Genomic DNA, 24,450 nt, shown 5'->3' on the forward strand with positions numbered 1-24,450 from the left:
TCTGCGAGGCACCCAACATGGCATTTCGTCCTTTAACGGCACGCGCACCGGCTGTCCTGTTGCGTGAAGCGAAGCCACTCAAAGCCATTTTCAATCACGCCCAACGCCTGGGGCATTTGCAGCGACTGCTCGAAAGTCAGCTGCAACCAGCGGCGCGTGAGCACTGTCATGTGGCCTCGTGGCGCGAAGGCAGCTTGCTGTTGATCGTGACGGATGGTCATTGGGCAACGCGTTTGCGTTATCAACAGAAGCGTTTGCAGCGCCAGCTGGAAGCGTTCGATGAGTTCAGCAGTCTGACGCGCATCCTGTTCAAGGTTCAGCCACCTACGGTTCAGCGCGGCGCGGCGGGACATACGATGGATTTGTCGGTGGCGGCTGCGGAAAGTATTCAGGCCACGGCCGAAGGAATAACCGATCCCAAATTGAAGGCCGCCCTGGAGCGATTGGCGGCCCACGCCAAACCCAAAGCCTGACGCAGACCTGACCTGTAGGAGCGAACTTGTTCGCGATGCGTTTCCTGGAAAACCGCAACGTATGTCTCGCGAACAAGTTCGCTCCTACAGAAGAGCCCGTGATCCGGGCATAAAAAAAGCCACCCGAAGGTGGCTTTAAAAAAACAAAACAAGGAAGAGAGGCTTTTTACACCGCCGCAACCGGGCGCATGTAAGAGATCGGTGCGGTGCTCGCATCTTCAAAGGTCACGACTTCCCAAGCATCTTTCTGAGCGATCAAGGCGCGCAGCAAGCGATTGTTCAGACCATGGCCGGATTTGAAGCCGCGATACTCGCCGATCAGGCTGTTGCCCAAAAGATAAAGATCACCGATGGCATCCAGAATCTTGTGTTTGACGAATTCGTCCTCGTACCGAAGGCCGTCTTCGTTCAACACACCATCCTTGTCTACGACAATAGCGTTTTCAACGCTGCCGCCGAGTGCGAGGTTGTGTTTGCGCAAGTATTCGATGTCTTTCATGAAGCCGAACGTACGTGCGCGGCTCACTTCTTTTACAAACGAAGTGCTGGAGAAATCCACGCTTGCGCTTTGTGTACGGTTTTTCAGGAACGGGTGGTCGAAATCGATCTCGAAACTCACCTTGAAGCCTTCGAACGGCACGAACTTGGCGTATTTGCCTTCGTCCTCTACACACACTTCTTTCAGGATACGAATGAATTTCTTCGGTGCGTCCTGTTCTTCCAGGCCAGCCGATTGAATCAGGAATACGAAGGGACCTGCGCTGCCGTCCATGATCGGAACTTCGGAGGCAGAGAGTTCAACGTAGGCGTTATCGATGCCCAGGCCAGCCAGCGCCGAAAGCAAGTGTTCAACCGTATCGACCTTTACATCACCATTGAACAGAGTCGTTGAAAGCGTGGTGTCTCCAACGTTCTCTGCAAAGGCGTTGATCTGCACGACCGGATCGAGGTCGGTACGGAAAAACACAATGCCGGTGTTCACAGGCGCAGGTTTGAGGGTCAGGTATACCTTTTCCCCCGAGTGCAGGCCGATACCTGTGGCACGGATAATATTCTTCAGGGTGCGTTGTTTAATCATGGCATTGGCCGCTTCAGCGCATATCGCGAATTAGTATCAACAAAGGCTGGCGATGATAGCAGACCTCGCCTTTGCTGAACACCAATCACCCTTATACCCCTGATAGAACCCATTAATCAGCCTGACGACGCAGGAAGGCTGGAATATCCAGATAATCCAAGTCATCGTGCGGATTCATTTTCGCAGCCGATGTCGCGCCGGCGTGTGCTTGATTGCGCATCACGGTCGGACGGTCCAGATCACGGTAGTTCACCGCTGGCTGCTCCTGGCGTGCGCTGTGTTGTTGCGACGGCGCGGCCTGATTGGTTTGCATGGTGTTGTCGATGACCTTCACAGGCTTCTCGATTTTCGCGCCCAGGCCAGTAGCGACCACAGTCACGTGCAACTCGTCACGCATGTCCGGATCGATAACGGTACCGACCTTGACCATGGCGTGTTCGGATGCGAACGCTTCGATGATGCTACCCACGTCCGAGTACTCACCCAGAGACAGGTCAGGACCGGCAGTGATGTTGACCAGAATGCCGCGAGCGCCCTGCAGATTCACGTCTTCGAGCAGCGGGTTGCGGATGGCCGCTTCCGTTGCTTCGCGTGCACGGTTCGGACCGCTTGCGCAGCCGGTACCCATCATCGCCATGCCCATTTCGGACATCACGGTGCGCACGTCGGCGAAGTCGACGTTGATCATGCCTGGACGCTTGATGATGTCGGAGATACCGCGAACGGCACCGGCGAGTACATCGTCTGCCTTGGCGAAAGCCGACAGCAGGCTTGCGTCTTTACCCAGGATGGTCAGCAGTTTCTCGTTTGGAATAGTGATCAACGAGTCAACGCTTTCGGACAACATGCGGATGCCTTCATCGGCGATCTGCATGCGCTTGCGGCCTTCGAACGGGAACGGACGAGTCACCACCGCAACGGTGAGAATGCCCATTTCCTTAGCCACTTCAGCAATGATCGGAGCAGCACCGGTACCGGTACCGCCGCCCATGCCAGTGGTGATGAAAACCATGTTGGTGCCCTGCAGAACTTCTGCAATGCGCTCACGATCTTCCAGTGCAGCCTGACGGCCGACTTCAGGGTTGGCGCCAGCGCCAAGGCCTTTGGTCACGCCTGTGCCCAGTTGCAGGATGGTCCGCGCGCCGATGTTTTTCAGCGCTTGGGCATCAGTGTTGGCGCAGATGAACTCGACGCCTTCAATGTTGCTTTTGACCATGTGATTGACTGCGTTGCCGCCGCCACCGCCAACACCGATAACTTTGATTACCGGGCTTTGTGGGATGTTGTCTACGAGCTCGAACATGTTCCCTCTCCTTCACTTCTCTAGTTTTTTTACGCCTGTTGCCTGCCTACCACTTTTGAATCTTTAGAAATTCCCCTGCACCCAGCGCTTCAAGCGCTCTAACACCGGTGCTTTAGGTTCATCGCTATAACTGCTACTGGAGCCGGAAAGGCCGGACAGCGAGATGCCGTCAGACTGCTTTTGCAGTCCGTACAGCAACAGGCCGACACCAGTTGAGTAGATCGGGTTGCGAACAACGTCCGCGAGCCCTTTAACGCTATGCGGCACACCAAGGCGCACCGGCATGTGGAAGATTTCCTCGGCCAATTCGACCGCGCCTTCCATTTTCGAGGTACCACCAGTCAGCACGATGCCGGCCGGGATCAAATCTTCGTATCCGCTGCGACGCAATTCAGCCTGGATCAGGGTGAACAGTTCGTCGTAGCGTGGCTCGACCACTTCAGCCAGGGCCTGACGCGACAACTCGCGAGGCGGGCGGTCGCCCACGCTCGGCACTTTGATGGTTTCGCCGGCGCCCGCCAGTTTGGCCAGGGCGCAGGCGTAACGGATCTTGATTTCTTCGGCGTACTGCGTCGGTGTGCGCAGGGCCATGGCGATATCATTGGTGACTTGATCACCGGCAATCGGGATCACCGCCGTGTGGCGAATGGCGCCTTCGGTGAAGATCGCGATGTCGGTTGTGCCGCCACCGATGTCCACCAGGCACACGCCCAGCTCTTTCTCGTCGTCGGTCAGTACCGAGTAGGCCGAAGCCAGTTGCTCGAGAATGATGTCATCAACTTCCAGACCGCAACGACGCACGCACTTTTCGATGTTCTGCGCAGCGTTCACCGCGCAGGTCACGACATGAACCTTGGCTTCCAGACGCACGCCCGACATGCCCAGTGGCTCGCGAACGCCTTCCTGGTTGTCGATCACGTAGTCCTGCGGCAGCGTGTGCAGCACGCGCTGATCAGCCGGGATCGCTACGGCCTGAGCGGCATCAAGTACACGTTCAAGGTCCGCAGAGCTGACTTCACGGTCGCGAATCGCAACGATGCCGTGGGAGTTCAGGCTGCGAATGTGGCTGCCCGCGACACCGACGAATGCCGAGTGAATGCGGCAGCCGGCCATCAGTTGGGCTTCCTCGATGGCGCGCTGAATCGACTGCACGGTCGATTCGATATTCACCACCACGCCCTTTTTCAGGCCGCGTGATGGGTGGGTGCCGATGCCCACGATTTCCAGGGTGCCATCAGCCGCGACTTCGCCTACCAGCGCCACCACTTTGGAGGTGCCGATATCCAATCCGACGATCATTTTGCCGCTTTGCACGTTTGCCATGGGTCCTGCCTCTTATCAATTCTTCGCGACGGCGGGTTTGACCGTCGTTGGCGCTGCAGCTTCCTCACGCCAACCGACGGCAAGGCCGTTGTTGTAACGCAGGTCGACTCGCGCAATGTTCGTGATCTGTTCTTTGAGCGTCTTGTCGTAAATGACGATGAAGCGGCGCATTTTCTCCACCAGATGATCTCGGCCGAGCAACAACTCGATACCCGGACCTGAAGCACCTGCTCCGGTGGTCAAAAACCAGCTGCCCCGCTCACGCAGTTCCAGGCGAGCGATGGAGAAGCCCATGGGGCGCAACATCTGACTCAGGTTCTGGTACTGCTGCATCACCTGCTGTTGAGCCCGTTGAGGCCCGAACAACTGCGGAAGGTGTTCGTAGTTGGCCAGTTCACGCGGCGTGAACGCCTGACCCTGGTTGTTCAATAAGGACGCATCACCCCAGCGTGCGACAGGCAGCTGCTCTTCGAGACGGATGACCACCTGATCAGGCCAGACGCGCCGCACTTCGGCGTGGGCGATCCATGGCATCTGTTCAAGCTCGGTGCGCATGCCGGCCAGATCAATGGTGAAAAAACTGGTGGCCACATAGGGCGCGATGCGTTGCTGCACGGCTTGCTGGCTGATGTAGCTCAGGTCGCCCTGCACGTTGATCTTGGATATCGGGCGATCCGCGTAAGGCAGCAGGCGTTGAGCGCCTTCGTAGGTGCCGAAGCCGAGCGCAACCAGCAAGATGGGCCAGAACACGTACTTCAGGAAACCGAAGTTCGCCTTCGGCAGACGCACCGACAATGGCTCTTTGGCAACCATACGGCTGGCGCCGCGAGGCACTGGCTTGCGGCCGGGAGCGGGTGGCTGGTGACGTAGCGATGCACCTTGCATGGTCAACCTCGCGCCTGAAGGCTGTCGGCAGGCATCGCCGACATCCGTTGTGTGGAATCAAGGCCCGACGCATCAACCATTACTTGCGAACCGGAGGTACAGGCGGCATTGCGGACGGCGATCGATTCATCGACGCCATTCATTTTTGCCTTACCGCTACGAATGCCTTCATGAGCCGGTTGGACGATCAAAGGAAAGTCCAGTTCCGTCGCCGAAAAAATACAATCCTGCTTACTGCTCAGCACGGCAACACGCCCGAAACGCAAAGGCGTCGGGGTCAAGAGCAAGGAGGATTGCAAGGCGGCTGTCATTTCAGCTTCCCTTCGGTTGAGTTGACGATCGCGCCCGTGAACAACGGGCTTTTCAGCAACTGCGGAGCCAGACCGCCGATGTCACCAGCGCCCTGGCACAGCAGGATGTCGCCAGCACGCAGCAGCGGCTTGACCAAAGGCGCCAGCTCGACGCCGCGCTCAATGTAGATCGGGTCCAATTGGCCACGCTGACGAATGCTGTGGGCAAGCTGACGGCTGTCTGCGCCGGGAATTGGCTCTTCGCCCGCCGGATAAACTTCCATCAGCAGCAACACGTTGGCGTCGTTCAGGACCTGCACGAAATCGTCATAGAGATCGCGGGTTCGGCTGTAGCGATGTGGCTGATACACCATGACCAGCCGACGATCCGGCCAGCCGCCACGCACGGCAGCAATCACGGCCGCGACTTCACGGGGGTGATGACCGTAGTCGTCGACGAGCATCACGCTGCCGTTTTCCACCGGCAGTTCGCCGTAGACCTGAAAGCGTCGTCCCACGCCCTGAAAGCCCGACAGCCCCTGAACGATGGCTTCGTCGGAAACGCCTTCGTCAGTCGCGATGGCGATGGTCGCCAGGGAGTTGAGCACGTTGTGATTACCCGGCATGTTCACCGACACATCCAGCGGCTCGCGGTCACGACGCAGCACGGTGAAGTGGGTGTGCATGCCGTCCTGACGGACATTGATCGCGCGTACATCGGCCGCTTCATCGAAACCGTAAGTCATCGTCGGGCGCTTGACCGAAGGCAGAATGTCGCGCACCACAGGATCGTCAATGCAGACCACGGCCAGACCGTAAAACGGCAGGTTGTGCAGGAACTCGACGAAGGTTTTCTTCAGCTTGTTGAAGTCGCCTTCGTAGGTCGCCATGTGGTCGGCGTCAATGTTGGTGACCACTGCAACCAGCGGCTGCAAGTGCAGGAAGCTGGCGTCGCTTTCATCGGCTTCAGCGATCAGGTAGCGGCTGGTGCCGAGCTGAGCATTGGTGCCGGCAGCGTTCAAACGGCCGCCGATCACGAACGTCGGGTCCAGACCACCGGCCGCGAACACCGAAGCGATCAGGCTGGTAGTCGTGGTTTTGCCGTGAGTGCCAGCCACCGCGATGCCGTGGCGATAGCGCATCAGCTCAGCCAGCATCTCGGCACGCGGGACCACCGGAATGCGGCGCTCAAGTGCAGTCGCCACTTCCGGATTGGAAGTGTTCACCGCGCTGGACACCACAAGCACGTCAGCGGCTGCTGCGTTTTCTGAGCGGTGACCGATAAAGATTTGCGCGCCGAACGATTCGAGACGTTCGGTCACTGGCGAAGCTTTCAGGTCCGAGCCTGACACGTCATAGCCCAGGTTCAGCAGCACTTCAGCAATGCCGCACATGCCCACGCCGCCGATACCGACGAAGTGGATACGACGGATGCGGCGCATTTCCGGCTGTGGCATCGCGCGTTGATTCTCAACCATGGGCCACCTCCAGGCAGACATCGACGACAGTGTTGGTGGCGTCCGGCTTGGCCAGTTGGCGAGCCGTTGTGGCCATGCGTTTGAGTTGTTCGGGTTGCATCAAAACCTCTTTCAGGCGTGCGGCCATTTCGGCGGCGCCAGTTGTTGCTTGTGGCATGACGAAGGCAGCACCTTCGCGGGCCAGATAATCGGCGTTACGGGACTGGTGGTCGTCAATCGCGTGAGGCAATGGCACCAGCAACGACGGCAGACCAGCGGCTGCCAATTCGCTGATAGTCAGTGCGCCTGCGCGACAGACCACCAGGTCCGCCCAGCCATAGGCTTGGGCCATGTCTTTGATGAACGGCGCCACTTGCGCCTCCACACCGGCCGCTTGATAGCGCTCGGTTGTGATTTGATCGTGCTGCTTGCCAGCCTGATGAAACACCTCAGGCCGCAGTTCCACAGGGACCAGAGCAAGGGCCTCTGGCAACAATTTATTCAGCGGTTCGGCGCCAAGGCTGCCGCCCAGTACCAGCAAACGCGGCTTGCGACCCGCCAGCGCCTGACGCGGCGTTTCAAAGAACAATTCGGCTCGCACCGGATTACCCGTGGTGCGGCGCTTGGCAGACACGGCAAAGGTCTGCGGGAAGGCTTCGCACACGCGGCTGGCGAACGAGGCCAGACTGCGGTTGGCCGTCCCGGCTACAGCGTTTTGCTCGTGAATGATCAACGGCACGCCTGCAAGCCTTGCCGCCAGGCCGCCAGGGCCGGTGACATAACCGCCGAAACCGACCGCACACACCGGTTTGATTTCACGCATGACTTTGCGCGCTTCAAGCAGTGCGTTGATCAACATGAGCGGCGCCTTGAGCAGCGACAGACGCCCTTTGCCGCGCAGGCCGGTGACTTTTATCAGGTGCAGCTTAAGACCGGCTGCCGGGACAAGTTCGTTTTCGATGCCGCGCGGTGTGCCGAGCCAATGCACGGTGTAGCCGCGGGCCTGAAACTCACGCGCACAGGCCAGCGCCGGGAACACATGCCCGCCCGTTCCGCCTGCCATGATCAGCACGTTACTTTCGGCCATGAGCGGGCTCCTCGGCGAAGTCGCTCTCGTTGAACTCGGCTTCTTCGCTGCCCATGTTGTTGCGAGATTCCCACTCGATGCGCAGCAGCAGACCCAGGCTTGCACAGCAGATGATCAACGAACTGCCGCCGTAACTGAGGAACGGCAGGGTCAGACCTTTGGTTGGCAGCAAACCGACGTTCACGCCGATGTTGATCAGGAACTGACCAATCCACAGGAACGCCAAGCCGTAAGCGGTGTAAGCGGCAAAGAACTGCTTGGCGCGCTCGGCCCACATGCCGATGTACATCGCTCGCAAGCTGACGAACACGAACAGCCCGACGGTGACCAGCGAACCGACAACGCCCAACTCTTCAGCCAATACCGAGAACACAAAGTCGGTGTGGGCTTCCGGCAGGTAAAACTGCTTCTGCACGCTGTTGCCCAAACCGACGCCCAGCCATTCACCGCGACCGAAGGCGATCAGCGCCTGAGTCAACTGGTAGCCGGAACCGAACTGATCGGACCACGGGTCGGTAAAGGTGATCAGACGCGCCATCCGATAAGGCTGCGCCTGGACCAGCACGAACACCGCACCAACGGCCAACGCCACCATGAGCGTAAAGCGGAACAGACCGACACCACCCAGAAACAGCATCGCAGCGGCAGCGCCCATCATCACGACCGTGGCGCCGAAGTCAGGCTCCATCAGCAACAGCCCGGCCATCGGCAGGAGCACGATGAACGGCTTGAAGAAGCCCATCCAGCTTTCGCGCACTTCTTGCTGACGCCTGATCAGATAGCCCGCCAGGAAGATCACGACGAAGACCTTAGCGATCTCCGAGGGCTGGACGTTGAACATGCCGAAGCCGATCCAGCGCATCGAGCCGTTGACCTCACGCCCGATCCCCGGCACCAATACCAGAATCAGCAAACCGAAGGCGCCCGCCAGCATCAGCCAGCCCAGACGCTGCCAGGTCGCAACCGGGATCATCATGGTCACGATGCAAGCGCCCAGGCCCAGTACGAGATAAACCAGGTGGCGAATCATCATCGCCAGCGTATTGCCGGACTGCGCAGCCGCTACTTCAGACGATGCCGACGCGATCATCACCAAGCCCAGCCCCAATAGCGCCAGGCAACCGGCGAGCATCGGGAAGTCGACATCGATGCCACGACCGCTGATGAGCGGAGACGGATAAGGCTTAATCACGCCCAGAATCATGACAAATCCCTCACGGCCTGGGCGAAGACGCGACCGCGCTCTTCGAAATTCTTGAACATGTCCAGGCTTGCGCAGGCGGGCGACAGCAACACGGCGTCCCCTTCCTGAGCTGATTCGGCGGCACGTTGCACAGCTTCTTCCAATGTGTTGACGCGTACCAACGGCACGGAATCGCCGAAGGTCGTGGCCAGGAGTTCTGCGTCGCGACCCAACAGGATCACGGCGCGGCAATGTGCGGCAACCGGGGCTTTCAGCGCTTTAAAATCAGCGCCTTTGCCGTCGCCACCGGCGATCAACACCAGTTTGCCGGCGATGTCTGTGCCCAGGCCTTCGATGGCAGCCAGAGCGGCGCCGACGTTGGTGGCCTTGGAGTCGTCGTAATAACTGACCCCTTTGCGCTCGCCGACCCACTGGCAACGATGCACCAGCCCGGCAAAGGTGCGCAGGCTCGACAGCATGGCGTCGAACGGCAGGCCGACCGCATGGCCCAGCGCCAACGCAGCCAACGCGTTGGACTGGTTGTGTGCGCCGCGGATTTTCAATTCGCGGACCGGCATCAGGGTGTCGAACTGGAAGGCCAGATACTTCTCGCCGTTCTCTTCACGCAGACCGAAGCCGTTCCTGTCAGGCGTGTTCAGACCGAAGGTCCAGGCCGGGACGCCTTCACCGATCAATGGTCGGGACAATGCGTCCTGCCGATTGACCACCACTTGCCGTGCGCCACGGAAGATCCGGTGCTTGGCAAGGTGATACGCCGGCAGACCACTGTAGCGATCCATGTGGTCTTCGCTGACGTTCAGCACGGTTGCCACTTCAGCGCCGAGCTGATCGGTGGTTTCCAGCTGGAAGCTCGAAAGCTCCATGACGTACAACTCGACGTCGTCGCTGAGCAGATCCAGCGCCGGCACGCCAAGGTTTCCGCCGACTGCCACGCGTTTGCCAGCGGCCAGGGCCATTTCGCCAACCAGCGTGGTAACGGTGCTTTTGGCGTTGGAGCCGCTGATAGCAACAATCGGCGCTTTCGCATTACGCGCGAACAGTTCGATATCGCCGGACAACTTCACGCCGCGCATAGCAGCCTGCTGCAACGCCGGGGTCGCCAGCGCCAGGCCCGGGCTGACATAAAGCTCGTCGGCGCGGCAAAGGAATTCAACGTCCAGCTCGCCACAACGTACTTCCACTTGCGGGTAGTCACGACGCAACGTCTCGAGCTCCGGCGGATTCTCCCGCGTATCAGCCACGGCAAACGACACGCCCCGATTCGCCAGGAAGCGAACCAGGGACATGCCGCTCTTGCCGAGGCCGACAACGATGCGGAAGTGGTCAGAAGCGATCAGAGACACTCGTTCTACCTCAGTTTCAGCGTGGCAAGGCCGATCAACACGAGAATCACGGTGATGATCCAGAAACGGACGATCACTCGCGGCTCGGGCCAGCCCTTGAGTTCAAAATGGTGGTGGATCGGCGCCATGCGGAAAACGCGGCGGCCGGTCAACTTAAACGATGCAACCTGAATGACGACTGACAGGGTTTCCATTACGAACACCCCGCCCATGATGAACAGCACGATTTCCTGACGCACGATCACAGCGATGGTGCCCAAGGCCGCGCCCAGCGCCAGTGCGCCGACGTCGCCCATGAATACTTGCGCCGGGTAGGTGTTGAACCAGAGGAAGCCCAGGCCAGCACCGATCAGCGCGCCGCAGAATACGATCAGCTCGCCCGCGCCCGGTACGTAAGGGATCAGCAGGTATTCGGCGAACTTCACGTTACCCGACAGGTAGCAGAAGATGCCAAGCGCGCCGCCAACCATCACCGTCGGCAGAATCGCCAGGCCGTCGAGGCCATCGGTCAGGTTGACTGCGTTGCTGGAGCCTACGATCACGAAATAAGTCAGGACCACAAAGCCCACGCCCAACGGGATGCTGTAATCCTTGAACATCGGAATCAGCAAAGTGGTTTCGACAGGGCTTTGCGCAGTCATATAAAGGAAGAGCGCGGCGCCCAGACCAAACACCGACTGCCAGAAGTACTTCCAGCGGCTTGGCAGCCCTTTGGAATTCTTTTCGATCACTTTGCGGTAGTCATCGACCCAGCCGATGCCACCGAACAACAGGGTCACGACCAACACCACCCACACATAACGGTTGGACAGATCAGCCCACAACAGGGTGCTGATGGCGATAGCCGAAAGGATCAGCGCGCCCCCCATGGTCGGCGTGCCCGATTTGGACAAATGCGATTGCGGACCATCGTTACGCACGGATTGGCCGATCTGCTTGCTCTGCAAAGCACGGATCATCCATGGCCCAAGGCACAGCGACATCGACAATGCAGTGAGCACACCGAGGATCCCGCGCAGGGTCAGGTATTGGAAGACTGCGAAGCCTTTGTAGAACTGTTGCAGATACTCGGCCAGCAGCAGCAGCATTAATGTTTCTCCAGCATGGTTCCACACAGGGCTGCGACGATGTTTTCCATCGCGGCACTGCGAGAGCCTTTGATCAAAATTGTGGTGTTTTTGTCCTGCTCGGCGCCAAGCGCTGCGATCAGGTCTGCCTGATTGGCAAAATGGCGGGCATCCTGCCCGAAAGCTTTAACTGCATGGGCCATCAATGGACCAACGGCATACAAAGCGTCGACTTTCCCGGCGGCGTATTCACCGACGTCGCGATGGCCTTGTTCCGCCCAGTCGCCCAACTCGCCAATGTCGCCCAGTACCAACACGGTACGACCGGCGAAACCTGCAAGAATGTCGACCGCTGCTGCGACCGACGTCGGGTTGGCGTTGTAGCTGTCATCGATGACGCGCATGCCGTTGGTGGCCAGTTGCGCGACGGTGCGGCCTTTCACCGGCTGCACGTTGTTCAAACCGTCGACGATGCCTTGCAGCGGCACGTCCAGCGCGTAGGCAGCAGCCGCAGCAGCCATGGCATTGGCCACGTTGTGCGCGCCGAGCAAATTCAGTTGCACTGAGGCAGCGCCCATTGGGCCGTTCAAGGTGAAGGCCGGGCAGCCCCGCGCATCGATGCCCAGGTCGCTGGCGTACAGGTCGGCAGCCGCGTTGTTCAGGGAGAAACTCAGGACCTTTCGATCGCCAGCGCGGGTGCGCCAGATGCCAAAGGCCTTGTCATCCAGATTCAGAACAGCCGTGCCGAAAGCATCCAGGCCGTCGATGATTTCACCTTTAGCCTGGACAATTTTGTCCGGTCCGCCGAACTCGCCCACGTGGGCGGTCCCGGCGTTGGTGATGACGGTGACATGGGGCTTGGTGAGGCTGACGGTGAACGCGATTTCACCGATGCGCGACGCGCCCAGTTCGATGACTGCCGCCTGGTATTCCGAGGTCAGCGACAACAGGGTCAGCGGCACACCGAGTTCGTTGTTCAGATTGCCGCGCGTAGCCAGTACCGAACCGCGCGTACGCAAGATGCTCGCAAGCATTTCCTTAACGGTGGTTTTGCCACTGGAACCGGTAATCGCCGCCACAGGCTTGTCGATGAACGCATTGCGATTTAGCGCGCCCAGTTGCGCCAGCGCCCGGCGGGTATCGGCCACCACCAGTTGCGGCAAATCGGAACCCGGTACTTGGCGCTCGACCAACGCCCCGACCGCGCCTTTAGCAGCGACCTGATCCAGATAATCGTGGCCGTCGAAATTCGGGCCTGTCAGCGCGATGAACAGCTGTCCAGTGCTCACGCTACGACTGTCGATACTCACCGCATCAAAGGCAATGTCCTGTCCCGCAACACGTGCGTTCAATGGACCGACCAGTTCGCTGAAAGACAATGGCTTAAGCATGTGCGACCTCCCAGGCATCCAGTGCCTTGGCGGCTTCTTCAAGATCGGAGAATGGATGACGCTTGCCATCGATCTCTTGGTAATCCTCATGACCTTTGCCGGCGAGCACGATGACATCCCGGGCATCGGCCTGGGCAATCACCTGCGCGATGGCCACGCCGCGACCCGCCACGAACGTCACGCTGTCGGCAGCCACGAACCCTGCGCGAATGTCGTCGAAAATACGCGCAGGGGTTTCAGTTCTTGGGTTGTCGTCAGTCACCAGCACTTTGTCCGCCAGCCGCTCAACCACTTCGGCCATCAGTGGGCGCTTGCCGCGATCACGATCGCCGCCACAACCGAACAGACAGACGAGTTGGCCTTGGGCATGAGGTCGCAATGCAGCGAGTACTTTTTCCAGCGCATCCGGGGTGTGAGCGTAATCGACCACCACCAGCGGACGTGTGCCGCCGCCCAGACGCTGCATCCGGCCAACCGGGCCTTCAAGGCTCGGCAGCACTTTGAGGATTTCATCCAGCGCGTAATCCAGTCCCAACAGCGCGCCGACCGCGGCCAGTACGTTGCTCAGATTGAAGCGCCCCAGCAGACTGCTGCGCAGAACGTGCTCGCCCTGCGGCGTGACCAGCGTGGCGCGCACGCCGTTGTCATCGAACGTCGCTTCGCGGCAATACAGATAGGCGCTGGCGTCTTCCAGGCTGTAGCTGATCAAGCGCGATGACTGAGACTGTGCCGCCAGCTCGCGGCCGAAGTCGTCGTCCAGATTGATCACGCGGCAGCGCAAGTCATTCCAGGCAAACAGCTTGGCCTTGGCAGCGCCATAGGCTTGCATCGTGCCGTGGTAATCGAGGTGATCGCGGGACAGATTGGTGAACACCGCAACGTCGAAAGCCAGCGCAGTCACACGGCCTTGATCCAGACCGTGAGAGGACACTTCCATCGCAATGGCTTTCGCGCCGGCCTTGCGCAGGTCGGTCAACGTGGCTTGCACCGAAATCGGATCCGGCGTGGTGTGGATGCCACTTTTCAACGCGCCGTGGAAGCCGTTACCCAGCGTACCGATGATGCCGCAGCGCTGGCCCAGTTGATCCAGCGCTTGCGCGATCAGTTGAGTAACGCTGGTTTTGCCGTTGGTGCCGGTTACGCCCACCAGATTCAGGCTGCGCGTCGGGTCACCGTAAAAACGGCCGGCAATGTCGGACAACTGCGCGGCAAGGCCCTTGACCGGGATCAGCGGCACATCAGTGATCGGCAGCACTTTGGCGCCTTCCACTTCATAGGCCACGGCAGCAGCTCCGTGGGCGATGGCATCGGCGATGTGATCGCGGCCATCGACCTTGAGGCCAGGAATAGCCAGAAACAGATCGCCAGGGCGCACTTTGCGGCTGTCCAGCGTCAGTTCGCGGATCATCAGATCGCGCTCGCTGTAGCCGAAAATCTTGCTCAGGTTAGAAGACATCAACCGCGCCCTCCTTTTACAGGAGCGGCCGGCGTTGCATTGGCCTGCTCAGGTGGGATCGGCGCGAGGTTGTCAGGGCGCACGTTCATCAAACGCAGCGTGCCGGACATCACTTTGCTGAACACCGGCGCGGAAACCAGACCACCGTAGTAACCGCCTTTGCTCGGCTCGTCGATGACGACCACGATGGCATAACGCGGGTTGCTCATCGGGCCGAAACCTGCGAACAACGAGCGGTAGGAGTTTTCGGCATAGCCCTTGGTGCCCACCGACGTTTTACGTGCGGTACCGCTCTTGCCTGCCACGTGATACGACGGAACCCGAGCACGGTAAACGCCGCGCGGGTCCTCGATCACTTGCTGCAGCATGCCTTGCAGCGTTTTCGCCGTGGCTTCCGGGATCGCCTGAGTCGAGCTCTGCGGCGTGTCGGTCTTGAGAATAGTCAATGGCACGAGCTTGCCGTTGTTGGCCAGCGCAGAGTAGGCATGCACCAGTTGCAGCGCAGTCACCGACAGGCCGTAGCCGTAGGACAGCGTGGCGGTTTCAGCCTTGCGCCATTCGCGATAGTTCGGCAGATTGCCGACACGCTCGCCCGGGAAGCCAAGACCGGTGTACTGGCCCAGACCTACGCGCTGCATGGCGCGGAAGATCGCTTCGCCGCCGACGTCGAACGCCACTTTGCTCATGCCGACGTTACTGGAGTTGATCAGAATGCCGGTCAGATCGAGAATCGGGCCTTCGGTCTTGGTCACGTCGCGGATGGTGTACTTGCCGATCTGCAGCGTGCCCGGATACACCTCAACCTTGTCGCTTGGCTTCCAGCGACCACTGTCCAGAGCGGCCGTCATTGAGATCGGTTTCATGGTCGAACCTGGCTCGAACACGTCGATGATCGCGCGGTTACGCATCGCTGCCGGCACCATGGTGCGACGGTTGTTGGGGTTGTAGGTTGGCTGGTTGACCATCGCCAGCACTTCGCCAGTCTTCACGTCCATGATCACCAGGCTTCCGGCCTTGGCGTCGTTTTCCTGAATCGCGTTACGCAGTTCGCGGGTAGCGAGATACTGCAGGCGCAGGTCAATAGACAAAGCCAAGGTCTTTCCAGCCTTGGCGTTTTTAGTGACCTGGAGATCCTTGATCACCCTGCCGCGTCGATCCTTGATCACCTGCCGCTTGCCGGGCACACCGGCGAGCCAGTCGTCGTAGGCCAGCTCAACGCCTTCGCGTCCGTGATCATCGAGGTCGGTAAAGCCGACCATGTGCGCGGTGACATCGCCTGCCGGGTAGAAACGACGGAACTCTTCCTTGGCATAAACGCCAGGAATTTTCAGATCGACGACCGCTTGCCCCTGCTCCGGCGTGAGGCCGCGAACCAGGTAGATGAATTCTTTGCTGGCCTGTTGATCGAGACGCTCGGTCAGCGCTTTCGGATCCTGGCCCAACGTTGCCGCCAGCAGGTTCCACTTGCTCTTGTCTGCCTGCATCTCGGACGGATTGGCCCAGATGGTGGCGACAGGCGTACTCACCGCGAGCGGCTCGCCATTACGGTCGGTGACCAGACCACGGTGGGCCGGAATGGAGATGGTGCGCAGGCTGCGCGCATCGCCCTGCTCGATCAGGAACCGGTGATCAATGACTTGCAAGTCGATGATGCGGTAGCAGATCGCAAGGACCATGATCACCAGCAGCCCGACGACTACGCGGAAGCGCCACGGATACAGTGCCCCGTCGAGCTTCATCATGGCGACACCATCCGGATCTGGGCGGCATCAGGGATACGCATTTTCAGTTGTTCAGTGGCCAACGCTTCAATACGGCTATGAGCGGTCCAGGTGCTTTGCTCCAGGATCAGGCGGCCCCACTCGGCTTGCGCTTTGTCGCGCACGCTGAGTTCGTTATACAGCGAGTTGAGCAACTGGCGGTTCCAGTGCGCGCTGTAGGAAACCCCGATCGCTGAAACCAGCACGGCGACAAACAGCATCAACATGAAGAAGCTGCCACCGGGCAACGGCTTGAGGAAAGCGCGGCTCATCGCAGCTTCTCCGCAACGCGCATGACGGCGCTGCGTGAACGTGGGTTGGCCTTGGTTTCAGTATCGGAAGCGAATTGCGCCTTGCCGATCAGTTTGATTTTCGGCTCGAACGCTTGGTGGCGAATCGGCAGGTTACGCGGCAGGTTGTCTGCTTCGCCCTTGACCAGTTTGCGCATGAACAGTTTGACGATGCGATCTTCCAGCGAATGGAAGCTGATCACCACCAGACGACCACCGATTTCCAGCGCTTCAAGCGCAGCATCAAGGCCCGCTTCAAGATCGCCCAATTCGTTATTGACGTGAATGCGCAGACCCTGGAACGCACGTGTCGCCGGGTTCTTGCCTTTTTCCCACGCTGGATTGGCGACCTTCAGGACCTCGGCCAGATCACCGGTACGTTCAAAAGGCTGGGTTTCGCGGCGAGCCACGACAGCGCCGGCCATACGACGGGCGAAACGCTCTTCGCCGTACTCCTTGAACACGCGGGCGATTTCTTCGGCCGAGGCGGTATTGACGAACTCGGCAGCGCTGACGCCGCGAGACGGGTCCATGCGCATGTCCAGCGGGCCATCATTCATGAAGCTGAAGCCGCGTTCCGGATCATCCAGTTGCGGGGACGACACGCCCAGATCCAGCAGGATTCCGCTGACGCTGCCTGCGATCCCCTGGTTTTGAGCTTCCTCGCCCAATTCGGCAAAACTGCGCTGCACAATGACAAAGCGGCCATCTTCGGCCGCCAGCGCTTGACCTGTGGCAATGGCTTGAGGATCTTTATCGAACCCGAGGAGGCGACCATCCGCCCCAAGGTTTTGCAGAATCAGCCGGCTGTGTCCGCCGCGTCCGAAAGTGCCGTCCACATAGCAGCCATCTGCGCGCACTGCGAGAGCCTCGACGGCTTCTTCGAGCAGTACGGTGATGTGGGTAAAGCCGCTATTCATAGTCACAAGATCAAATCACGTAGTTCATCAGGCATCGCGCCCGGTTTTTGAATGGCCGCCAGATCCGCATCAGCAAGAGCGTTCCAGGCGTCCTCGTCCCACAGTTGAAACTTATTGAGCTGGCCCACCAGCATCACGCGCTTGTCCAGCTTGGCGTAGTCGCGCAAGCGGGGCGGCACCAGAAAACGCCCACTGCCATCGAGCTCCAGATCGACCGCGTTACCAATCAGCAAACGTTGCAGGCGACGGTTTTCCTCACGGAACGTCGCAAGCTCACGCAATTTCGCTTCGATCAGCTCCCATTCCGGGAGCGGATAGATGCAAAGGCATGGGTCAACGGTGTCGATTGTCACAATCATCTGGCCGGCGCTACGCGAATCCAACTCGTCACGGTACCGACTCGGCATAGCGAGACGGCCCTTTGCATCGAGATTGATTGCGTTGGCACCACGAAACACAGGCGCATTCTCCAAATATTAGCTTTTTGCGTTCAAAAAACCCACTTCGCGCCACTTTCTGCCACTTGCGCACACTATAGGAATGCGGCCACCACACCGTCAAGGAGCGGTCCTAAGGAAAAGCCTTACAGAACGGAGATTTAGGAGGGGTATTGAGGGGGTTTTGCGAATTTTTGGAGAGTTAGACGGAACAAATCCCAAGAACCTCAAAAAGTTGGGGCCCGAACTTAATGTGATTTGTTAAGCGTAAGATTTTTTTGATATTACGAAGGAGGTTTTGCGATACAAAAAAGCGGGGAGAAAAAAGGTGGAGAGTCGATCTGTAAGCCGGGTTCTGTCGAGGACAGTCATTCCTCTACGACGGCCGTCACCGGACGTCTTTAGCAACCTACCCGGTTCCAGCGCGGGCCACGCCTTGGAACCCTATTTGGTCTTGCTCCGAGTGGGGTTTACCTAGCCACGAACTGTTGCCAGACGTGCGGTGCGCTCTTACCGCACCTTTTCACCCTTACCGGCACCGAAGTGCTTAGGCGGTTATTTTCTGTGGCACTTTCCGTAGGCTCGCGCCCCCCAGGCGTTACCTGGCACTCCGCCCTATGGAGCCCGGACTTTCCTCCCCCCCCTGTTGCGGAACAACAGAAGGCAGCGACTGTCCAATCGACTCTCCGCCGCCAAGGTTAATGGGACGGTGGCTTGAGAACAAGCTTTATCACCCTGCATGCGCCAATCCGTCACGGCCCCCTGCCAGCGGATCACTCACCCTTTTGCTTATCCAGCGCCACTTGGTAAAGCAGATTCTTGCGCACGCCGGTGATCTCGGCAGCCAATGCAGCGGCACGCTTGAGCGGCAAATCCTTGAGTAACAAGTCCAGAATCCGACGCGCTTCAGCGCCGATCACATCTTCACCCTCAGGCTCACTCCAGCCGGCAACCAGAACCACGCACTCACCGCGCTGTTGATTGCTGTCGCCTTCCACGAATGCGCGCAACTCTCCCAAAGGCAGACCTTTGAGCGTTTCAAAAGTTTTAGTCAATTCACGCCCCAGCACCGCCGGGCGATCAGCACCGAACACCTCTTCCAGATCCTGCAGGCATTCAAGGATGCGATGCGGTGCTTCGTAAAAAATTAGCGTACGCGGCTCTTCTTTTATCAGCTCGAGTCGAGCCTTGCGCCCCACCACTTTGGCGGGCAGAAACCCCTCGAAGATAAAGCGGTCGGACGGCAAACCGGCGGCGGACAATGCAGCGATCAGCGCGCAGGCGCCTGGCACCGGCACCACCTGTATCCCGGCCGCTCGGGCCTGACGCACAAGATGATATCCGGGATCGGAAATCAGCGGCGTGCCCGCATCGGAGATCAGCGCAACGCTGTCACCAGCCAGCAAACGCGTAATGAAGCGACTGCCCTCTTCGCGCTCATTATGCTCATGGCAGGCGGCCAAAGGTGTGGCAATGCCGAAATGTTGCATTAACCTTAATGAGTGCCGGGTATCCTCGGCGGCGATCAACGCCACCTCACGCAGCACTTTCAACGCGCGCACACTCATGTCGTCCAGGTTGCCTATCGGCGTCGCCACCACATAAAGCGAGCCGGCAGTGGAATTCAAAGCACCTGGAGCAGTCAAAGCGCACACCTCATGGTCAGTAAAAGCCCGCATTGTACAGCGTAAGAGCGCTTCAAGCGGGTGACGGGTACAAGGAGAGTGAAAATGAACGGACGCTACGATTCAAACTCCGAATACGGTCCAGTCAGGATGCAGCAACCTGCGACATGTCGCGATATCGCGCTCCCGCGCGACCAATATCGAGGCCTTGACGCCACTAACGTCGCGCCCCGGCCAGTGCTTGGGTACACTTCCACGCTAATTTGCTCGAGTATCAGGAACATACACATGATCGCTTGCCTGCGGCTGTTCACTGCCCTCTGCCTGGCTGCCCTATTGGCGGCTTGCGCCAGCTCGCCCTCCTCCAGCCTAGGTGAACTTCCACGCACACCTGACGCCAGCATCGAGCAACTGCTCGAACAGGCCGCGGCTGCCAAGTCTCCGGACCAGGCTGCACTGCTCAGACTGACCGCCGCCGACCAGGCCGCGCGCCAGAATGATCCAGGTCGCGCCGCCAGCATCCTTGAACAGGTCAAAATGGACCAGCTCAAGCCCGACAAGCAGATTTACGCCAGCACCCTGTCAGCCGAGCTGGCAATGATCCGCAGCCAGCCCAAAGCTGCGCTGACCGCGCTCAATCATCCAAGCCTGCAACACCTGGACGAAATGCCGGTTGATCTGCAGGTTCGCGCGCACACCGTCCGCGCCAAGGCGTTGGAAGCTGACAGTCAGGCTTTGGCAGCAGCAAGCGAGCGCGTCTATATGTCGCCGATGCTCAAAGGTGCCGACGCCAGCGCCAACAATGATGCGATCTGGGCGCTGATTGCAGCGCTGCCTTCCGAGCAACTGCAAAGCGCAGCTACGGATGTGATGGGTGGCTGGTTGAGTCTGGCCCGCGCCGTCAAAGGTGCCGGCACGCTCGAGCAGCAACAGGCTGCCATCGACGCCTGGAAAGCACAAAACCCGCAGCACCCTGCCGCACTCCAATTGCCCACCACACTTGCCCAACTGCGCGAACTGAAAAGCGAGCCGCTGACCAAGATTGCCCTGCTGTTGCCGCAGGACGGCGCGTTGGCCTCGGTTGCTCGCGCATTGCGTGACGGCTTCATGGCTGCTCACTATCAGGCACAACAGGCCGGTCAGAATCCCCCTGCGATTGAAGTGTTCGATAGCTCCCGCGTGACCTCCATGGACGCGTTCTACCAGCAGGCCAAAGCTGCCGGTGTGCAACTTGTTGTCGGTCCGCTGGAAAAACCCCTGGTCAAACAACTCAGCAGCCGCGAGCAGTTGCCGATCACGACCTTGGCCCTGAATTACAGCGACAACAACGCCGAGGGGCCGCCGCAGTTGTTCCAGTTCGGCCTGTCCGCTGAAGACGAGGCCCGTGAAGTGGCTCGTCGTGCCTGGGCTGACGGCAAGCGCAGCGCCGTAGCCATGGTGCCAAAAGGCGAATGGGGCGACCGCGTGCTGGATGCATTCCGCCAAAGCTGGCAAGCCAAGGGCGGAACTTTGCTGGGTGCCGAGCGCATCGATCAGCCGGTTGCACTGGCGCAGCAGATTGCCGAGCTATTCCAACTGCGCAACAGCGAAAGCCGCGCCAAGAGCCTGCAAAGCACCACCGGCGCTACCGTGGCCGCACAGCCGACGCGTCGTCAGGACATCGACTTCATGTTCTTGGCCGCCACCCCTCAACAGGCTCAGCAAATCAAGCCAACGATGGTGTTCCAGTACGCAGGCGACGTTCCGGTCTATGCCACCTCGCATCTGTTCACCAACAGCGGCGATCAGGCGCAATACAATGATCTCAATGGCGTGCGCTTCTGCGAAACCCCTTGGTTGCTGAACGCGACCGACCCTCTGCGCCAGCAAGTCACCGCGCAATGGCCGCAAGCCGGCGGCAGCCTTGGCCGTCTGTACGCCATGGGCATCGACGCTTACCGCCTGGCACCACGCCTGGGTCAGTTGAAGACGCTGGCCGATAGCCGTCTGGACGGTCTGTCTGGCAGCCTGGCGATCGGTCCAACTCAACGAATCGAGCGTCAGCTGCCGTGGGCCCAATTCGTCAACGGGCAGATCCAGCGCCTGCCGGACACTGCGCCTTGATGCAAAGCGGTACGCGGCAAACCGCAGGGCGCCAGGCTGAAGCCTACGCCCTGCGACACCTGCAAGAGCAAGGTTTACGGCTGATTACGCAGAACTGGACATGCAGGCGGGGTGAGCTCGATCTGGTCATGCTCGACGGCGATACAGTAGTATTCGTCGAAGTTCGCTATCGTCGCCACGCAGGATGGGGTGGAGCACTGGAAAGCGTTGATTTTCGCAAGCAGGAAAAGCTCACACTGGCTGCCCAGTCGTTCCTGCAAAAAGAAGCGCAATGGGCAAATGCTCCCTGCCGGTTCGACGTCGTTGCAATCAACGGCGATCCCGGCACCGCACCTCCCCTGAACTGGCTGAAGAATGCTTTCGATACATGATCGAAGCCGCACCTCAGAGATGATCCTTGTCTCGACGTGCGAAGCCTCGATGCGCGAACACGACACCGCAATCAGATTCGCTCTTTGCTTTGCAGGCCGCACAGCTTGGGCCAGCCGCCCTTATTAAGGTTTACCTAGATGGACATGCAATCCCGTATTCGCCAGCTCTTTCAGGCCAGCATCGATACCAAGCAACAAGCGATGGAGGTTCTTGCACCGCACATCGAGCAAGCCAGTCAGGTGATGGTCAATGCACTGCTCAACGAAGGGAAAATGCTTTCGTGCGGCAACGGCGGCTCGGCGGGCGATGCGCAACACTTTTCCTCGGAGCTGCTCAATCGTTTTGAACGTGAACGACCGAGTCTGCCAGCCATCGCCTTGACGACTGACACCTCGACGATCACCTCGATTGCCAACGATTACAGCTACAACGAAATTTTCTCCAAGCAAATTCGCGCGCTGGGTCAGCCCGGCGACGTGCTGCTGGCGATTTCCACCAGCGGCAATTCCGCCAATATCGTGCAAGCCATTCAGGCCGCCCATGACCGGGAAATGATCGTCGTGGCCCTAACGGGTCGCGACGGCGGCGACATGGCGTCGCTGCTGTTGCCCGAAGACGTGGAAATCCGCGTCCCGGCAAAAGTCACTGCACGCATTCAAGAAGTCCACCTGCTGGCGATCCATTGCCTATGCGACTTGATCGACAGCCAACTGTTCGGGAGTGAAGAATGATTTCTAAACGTCTTAGCCTGCTGGCCCTGACGCTGTGCCTGGGCATCAGCGGATGCAGCTCGGTAATCAATGCCAGCCGCGAAAAGCCAATCGATGACGATCGCGGCACGCGCACCTTCGGCAGCAAGATCGATGACTCGCTGATCGAGACCAAGGTCTCGGTGAACATCGCCAAGGCCAGCCCGGACCTGGATGACAACTCGCACATCGTCGTCACCAGCTTCAACGGTATTGTGCTGCTCGCCGGTCAAACCCCGCGCGCCGACCTCAAGCAACTGGCCGAGCAAACCGCGGCCGCTGTTCAGAAGGTCAAGAAGGTCAACAACGAGCTGCAAGTGATGGCGCCCTCCGCCATGCTCGCGCGTAGCAATGACGCTTGGCTGACCAGCAAGATCAAGACAGAGATGCTGACCGACAGCGCCATCCCGGGCTCACGCATCAAGGTTGTGACCGAGAACGGCATCGTTTATCTGCTGGGCTTGCTCACGCAGCAGGAAGCGACCCGCGCCACCAACCTGGTGCAGGGCGTCAGCGGCGTGCAGAAGATCGTGAAACTGTTTGAGTACATCGACTGACCCGTAGGAGCGCGCTTGCCCGCGATGCCCACTGTGTTGAAGCGCAAATCTGTAGGAGCGAACTTGTTCGCGAGGCGTAACGGCTGACACAACGCATTCACCGCCTCGCCAACAAGTTGGCTCCTACAGAATCCAATACCCCGCAGTAGATAGCGCACACAAAAAAAGGCGATCCGAGAGGATCGCCTTTTTCGTTACCGCATGATCAGTTACTTGACCACTTTCAAGCTCGGCCGGCCGGTTGGGCGCGGTGGCTCGTCGTCCGGCGGCGTGGTGTCGTCTTCGGACTCGAAGTCCTCGTCGTCATCCACCGCAGGCTCCAGGTCAAACACCATGCCCTGGCCATTCTCACGGGCGTAAATGCCCATGATCGCGGCTATAGGCACGTACAACGTGTGCGGCACACCGCCGAAGCGGCCTTCGAAGCTGACCGCGTCGTTGTCCATGTGCAAGTGTCGAACCGCGCTGGGCGAGACGTTCAACACGATCTGCCCGTCGTTGGCAAAGCCCTGGGGCACTTGAACGGCCGGGTATTCAGCATTCACCAGAATGTGAGGTGTGCAATCGTTATCCACGATCCACTCGTAAAGAGCGCGAATCAGATAGGGGCGACTGGAGTTCATCAAACGGCTCCTTAGGCCTTAGCGCATGTCGCGTTCGACACCAGACAGACTTGCCTGAAATGCCTCACGCGCAAACTGGCGCTCCATATAATCAAGCAACGGCTTGGCTGGCCGCGGCAATTCGATACCCAGAATCGGCAGACGCCAGAGTATGGGCAATAGACAGCAATCGACCAGACTTTGCTCGTCGCTCAGGAAAAAAGCTTTTTCCGCGAACAGGGCTGAAACGCCGGTCAGGCTTTCGCGCAATTCTTTGCGCGCCTGAACACGAACAGCTTCTTTGCTGCGCGGGTCCAGAATGCTATCCACCAATGCACACCAATCGCGCTGGATCCGATGGATCAGCAGTCGGCTATTGGCACGCGCTACCGGATAAACCGGCAACAGCGGCGGATGCGGGTAACGCTCATCCAGGTATTCCATCACCACCGTCGACTCATACAACGCCAGGTCGCGGTCGACCAGGGTTGGTACGCTGCCGTACGGATTCACCTCGATCAACTTGGGCGGATGACGCCCCTCTACGACATCAATGATCTCGGCGCTGACACCTTTCTCTGCGAGCACAATGCGCACGCGGTGGGAATAGTGGTCGGCGGGGTCGGAGTAACAGGCCAACCGGTTGGTCACGCCCATGGCGGTCCTCCTCGCTTGTTT

The 24,450-nt window shown here is 59.3% G+C and carries 23 protein-coding genes, 1 other RNA gene and 1 pseudogene; 5 read left to right on the forward strand and 20 right to left on the reverse strand.

Going from position 1 to position 24,450, the window contains the following annotated elements; translation table 11 throughout:
* The first annotated feature begins 17 nt into the window (after window positions 1–17).
* Window positions 18–473 (forward strand): DUF721 domain-containing protein, encoded by a 456-nt coding sequence (locus ACWKWM_RS25940; protein ID WP_483848851.1) that lies wholly within the window; start codon window positions 18–20, stop codon window positions 471–473.
* 166 nt (window positions 474–639) lie between these two features.
* Here the strand turns inward: ACWKWM_RS25940 and lpxC are convergent, their stop codons facing one another.
* The 18 genes and pseudogenes from lpxC to rsmI form a co-directional block, all read right to left on the reverse strand.
* Window positions 640–1,551: a UDP-3-O-acyl-N-acetylglucosamine deacetylase gene (gene lpxC / locus ACWKWM_RS25945; protein WP_331189637.1), complete on the reverse strand. Its 912-nt coding sequence runs from the start codon at window positions 1,549–1,551 to the stop codon at window positions 640–642.
* 112 nt (window positions 1,552–1,663) lie between these two features.
* A complete protein-coding gene (ftsZ, locus tag ACWKWM_RS25950; protein WP_483848852.1) occupies window positions 1,664–2,854 on the reverse strand; it encodes a cell division protein FtsZ in 1,191 nt (396 codons plus the stop codon).
* A gap of 63 nt (window positions 2,855–2,917) precedes the next feature.
* Window positions 2,918–4,177: a cell division protein FtsA gene (gene ftsA / locus ACWKWM_RS25955; protein ID WP_483834177.1), complete on the reverse strand. Its 1,260-nt coding sequence runs from the start codon at window positions 4,175–4,177 to the stop codon at window positions 2,918–2,920.
* Between the two features lie 15 nt (window positions 4,178–4,192).
* Window positions 4,193–5,062, reverse strand: a complete 870-nt coding sequence (locus ACWKWM_RS25960; protein ID WP_483848853.1) for a cell division protein FtsQ/DivIB — start codon at window positions 5,060–5,062, stop codon at window positions 4,193–4,195.
* Window positions 5,063–5,133: 71 nt separating this feature from the next.
* Window positions 5,134–5,334 (reverse strand): annotated as a pseudogene (locus ACWKWM_RS25965) (D-alanine--D-alanine ligase); the annotation flags it as partial.
* Window positions 5,335–5,369: 35 nt separating this feature from the next.
* Window positions 5,370–6,830: a UDP-N-acetylmuramate--L-alanine ligase gene (gene murC, locus ACWKWM_RS25970; protein WP_483848854.1), complete on the reverse strand. Its 1,461-nt coding sequence runs from the start codon at window positions 6,828–6,830 to the stop codon at window positions 5,370–5,372.
* Window positions 6,823–7,896 (reverse strand): undecaprenyldiphospho-muramoylpentapeptide beta-N-acetylglucosaminyltransferase, encoded by a 1,074-nt coding sequence (gene murG / locus ACWKWM_RS25975; protein ID WP_483848855.1) that lies wholly within the window; start codon window positions 7,894–7,896, stop codon window positions 6,823–6,825. Before murG ends, murC begins: the two co-directional genes overlap by 8 nt.
* On the reverse strand, window positions 7,883–9,097 hold the full coding sequence (gene ftsW, locus ACWKWM_RS25980) for a putative lipid II flippase FtsW (protein ID WP_483848902.1): 1,215 nt from the start codon (window positions 9,095–9,097) through the stop codon (window positions 7,883–7,885). The genes murG and ftsW overlap by 14 nt, the downstream gene beginning before the upstream one ends.
* Window positions 9,097–10,443, reverse strand: coding sequence for a UDP-N-acetylmuramoyl-L-alanine--D-glutamate ligase (gene murD, locus ACWKWM_RS25985; RefSeq protein WP_483848856.1), 1,347 nt, complete (start codon window positions 10,441–10,443; stop codon window positions 9,097–9,099). The genes ftsW and murD overlap by 1 nt, the downstream gene beginning before the upstream one ends.
* 5 nt (window positions 10,444–10,448) lie before the next feature.
* On the reverse strand, window positions 10,449–11,531 hold the full coding sequence (mraY, locus tag ACWKWM_RS25990; protein ID WP_483848857.1) for a phospho-N-acetylmuramoyl-pentapeptide-transferase: 1,083 nt from the start codon (window positions 11,529–11,531) through the stop codon (window positions 10,449–10,451).
* Window positions 11,531–12,901, reverse strand: coding sequence for a UDP-N-acetylmuramoyl-tripeptide--D-alanyl-D-alanine ligase (locus ACWKWM_RS25995; RefSeq protein WP_483848858.1), 1,371 nt, complete (start codon window positions 12,899–12,901; stop codon window positions 11,531–11,533). The genes mraY and ACWKWM_RS25995 overlap by 1 nt, the downstream gene beginning before the upstream one ends.
* Window positions 12,894–14,357 carry a UDP-N-acetylmuramoyl-L-alanyl-D-glutamate--2,6-diaminopimelate ligase gene (locus ACWKWM_RS26000; protein WP_483848859.1) on the reverse strand — a complete coding sequence of 488 codons (1,464 nt, stop codon included), beginning with the start codon at window positions 14,355–14,357 and terminating at the stop codon, window positions 12,894–12,896. The genes ACWKWM_RS25995 and ACWKWM_RS26000 overlap by 8 nt, the downstream gene beginning before the upstream one ends.
* A complete protein-coding gene (locus ACWKWM_RS26005) occupies window positions 14,357–16,099 on the reverse strand; it encodes a peptidoglycan D,D-transpeptidase FtsI family protein (protein ID WP_483848860.1) in 1,743 nt (580 codons plus the stop codon). The genes ACWKWM_RS26000 and ACWKWM_RS26005 overlap by 1 nt, the downstream gene beginning before the upstream one ends.
* Window positions 16,096–16,389 (reverse strand): cell division protein FtsL, encoded by a 294-nt coding sequence (ftsL, locus tag ACWKWM_RS26010; protein ID WP_483848861.1) that lies wholly within the window; start codon window positions 16,387–16,389, stop codon window positions 16,096–16,098. The genes ACWKWM_RS26005 and ftsL overlap by 4 nt, the downstream gene beginning before the upstream one ends.
* A complete protein-coding gene (gene rsmH, locus ACWKWM_RS26015; RefSeq protein WP_483848903.1) occupies window positions 16,386–17,327 on the reverse strand; it encodes a 16S rRNA (cytosine(1402)-N(4))-methyltransferase RsmH in 942 nt (313 codons plus the stop codon). Before rsmH ends, ftsL begins: the two co-directional genes overlap by 4 nt.
* Window positions 17,328–17,329: 2 nt before the next feature.
* On the reverse strand, window positions 17,330–17,785 hold the full coding sequence (gene mraZ / locus ACWKWM_RS26020; RefSeq protein ID WP_268797805.1) for a division/cell wall cluster transcriptional repressor MraZ: 456 nt from the start codon (window positions 17,783–17,785) through the stop codon (window positions 17,330–17,332).
* Between the two features lie 307 nt (window positions 17,786–18,092).
* Window positions 18,093–18,450: RNase P RNA component class A (gene rnpB / locus ACWKWM_RS26025), an RNA gene on the reverse strand.
* A gap of 87 nt (window positions 18,451–18,537) precedes the next feature.
* A complete protein-coding gene (gene rsmI, locus ACWKWM_RS26030; protein ID WP_483848862.1) occupies window positions 18,538–19,443 on the reverse strand; it encodes a 16S rRNA (cytidine(1402)-2'-O)-methyltransferase in 906 nt (301 codons plus the stop codon).
* Window positions 19,444–19,677: 234 nt separating this feature from the next.
* On the opposite strand from rsmI, the gene ACWKWM_RS26035 reads away from it, so the two are divergent.
* The 4 genes from ACWKWM_RS26035 to ACWKWM_RS26050 all read left to right on the forward strand — a co-directional run bounded on the left by ACWKWM_RS26035 (window position 19,678) and on the right by ACWKWM_RS26050 (window position 23,170).
* Window positions 19,678–21,492 (forward strand): penicillin-binding protein activator, encoded by a 1,815-nt coding sequence (locus ACWKWM_RS26035; RefSeq protein WP_483848863.1) that lies wholly within the window; start codon window positions 19,678–19,680, stop codon window positions 21,490–21,492.
* Window positions 21,492–21,863 (forward strand): YraN family protein, encoded by a 372-nt coding sequence (locus ACWKWM_RS26040; RefSeq protein ID WP_483848864.1) that lies wholly within the window; start codon window positions 21,492–21,494, stop codon window positions 21,861–21,863. Before ACWKWM_RS26035 ends, ACWKWM_RS26040 begins: the two co-directional genes overlap by 1 nt.
* A 138-nt stretch (window positions 21,864–22,001) precedes the next feature.
* Window positions 22,002–22,595, forward strand: coding sequence for a phosphoheptose isomerase (locus ACWKWM_RS26045; RefSeq protein WP_349800904.1), 594 nt, complete (start codon window positions 22,002–22,004; stop codon window positions 22,593–22,595).
* Window positions 22,592–23,170 carry a BON domain-containing protein gene (locus tag ACWKWM_RS26050; RefSeq protein WP_483848865.1) on the forward strand — a complete coding sequence of 193 codons (579 nt, stop codon included), beginning with the start codon at window positions 22,592–22,594 and terminating at the stop codon, window positions 23,168–23,170. The genes ACWKWM_RS26045 and ACWKWM_RS26050 overlap by 4 nt, the downstream gene beginning before the upstream one ends.
* A 209-nt stretch (window positions 23,171–23,379) precedes the next feature.
* Here the strand turns inward: ACWKWM_RS26050 and ACWKWM_RS26055 are convergent, their stop codons facing one another.
* Entirely contained in the window at window positions 23,380–23,793 is a 414-nt protein-coding gene (locus ACWKWM_RS26055; protein ID WP_483848866.1) for a ClpXP protease specificity-enhancing factor, read from the reverse strand.
* An 18-nt stretch (window positions 23,794–23,811) separates the two neighbouring features.
* Window positions 23,812–24,429 carry a glutathione S-transferase N-terminal domain-containing protein gene (locus ACWKWM_RS26060; RefSeq protein ID WP_349800901.1) on the reverse strand — a complete coding sequence of 206 codons (618 nt, stop codon included), beginning with the start codon at window positions 24,427–24,429 and terminating at the stop codon, window positions 23,812–23,814.
* Between the last annotated feature and the right edge of the window lie 21 nt (window positions 24,430–24,450).

Source organism: Pseudomonas rosaeacicularis (genome assembly GCF_057128745.1).

Bases quoted from the DNA above. Each gene is read 5' to 3' on its own strand.
- ACWKWM_RS25960 (WP_483848853.1), bottom strand. From the start codon at position 5,062: ATGCAAGGTGCATCGCTACGTCACCAGCCACCCGCTCCCGGCCGCAAG.
- murG (WP_483848855.1), bottom strand. From the start codon at position 7,896: ATGGCCGAAAGTAACGTGCTGATCATGGCAGGCGGAACGGGCGGGCAT.
- ACWKWM_RS26005 (WP_483848860.1), bottom strand. From the start codon at position 16,099: ATGATGAAGCTCGACGGGGCACTGTATCCGTGGCGCTTCCGCGTAGTC.
- ftsZ (WP_483848852.1), bottom strand. From the start codon at position 2,854: ATGTTCGAGCTCGTAGACAACATCCCACAAAGCCCGGTAATCAAAGTT.
- murC (WP_483848854.1), bottom strand. From the start codon at position 6,830: ATGGTTGAGAATCAACGCGCGATGCCACAGCCGGAAATGCGCCGCATC.
- ACWKWM_RS26050 (WP_483848865.1), top strand. From the start codon at position 22,592: ATGATTTCTAAACGTCTTAGCCTGCTGGCCCTGACGCTGTGCCTGGGC.
- ACWKWM_RS26040 (WP_483848864.1), top strand. From the start codon at position 21,492: ATGCAAAGCGGTACGCGGCAAACCGCAGGGCGCCAGGCTGAAGCCTAC.
- ftsL (WP_483848861.1), bottom strand. From the start codon at position 16,389: ATGAGCCGCGCTTTCCTCAAGCCGTTGCCCGGTGGCAGCTTCTTCATG.
- ACWKWM_RS26060 (WP_349800901.1), bottom strand. From the start codon at position 24,429: ATGGGCGTGACCAACCGGTTGGCCTGTTACTCCGACCCCGCCGACCAC.
- ACWKWM_RS26000 (WP_483848859.1), bottom strand. From the start codon at position 14,357: ATGTCTTCTAACCTGAGCAAGATTTTCGGCTACAGCGAGCGCGATCTG.
- lpxC (WP_331189637.1), bottom strand. From the start codon at position 1,551: ATGATTAAACAACGCACCCTGAAGAATATTATCCGTGCCACAGGTATC.
- rsmH (WP_483848903.1), bottom strand. From the start codon at position 17,327: ATGAATAGCGGCTTTACCCACATCACCGTACTGCTCGAAGAAGCCGTC.
- ACWKWM_RS25940 (WP_483848851.1), top strand. From the start codon at position 18: ATGGCATTTCGTCCTTTAACGGCACGCGCACCGGCTGTCCTGTTGCGT.
- ACWKWM_RS26035 (WP_483848863.1), top strand. From the start codon at position 19,678: ATGATCGCTTGCCTGCGGCTGTTCACTGCCCTCTGCCTGGCTGCCCTA.
- ACWKWM_RS25995 (WP_483848858.1), bottom strand. From the start codon at position 12,901: ATGCTTAAGCCATTGTCTTTCAGCGAACTGGTCGGTCCATTGAACGCA.
- rsmI (WP_483848862.1), bottom strand. From the start codon at position 19,443: ATGCGGGCTTTTACTGACCATGAGGTGTGCGCTTTGACTGCTCCAGGT.
- ftsA (WP_483834177.1), bottom strand. From the start codon at position 4,177: ATGGCAAACGTGCAAAGCGGCAAAATGATCGTCGGATTGGATATCGGC.
- mraY (WP_483848857.1), bottom strand. From the start codon at position 11,531: ATGCTGCTGCTGCTGGCCGAGTATCTGCAACAGTTCTACAAAGGCTTC.
- ACWKWM_RS26045 (WP_349800904.1), top strand. From the start codon at position 22,002: ATGGACATGCAATCCCGTATTCGCCAGCTCTTTCAGGCCAGCATCGAT.
- ACWKWM_RS26055 (WP_483848866.1), bottom strand. From the start codon at position 23,793: ATGAACTCCAGTCGCCCCTATCTGATTCGCGCTCTTTACGAGTGGATC.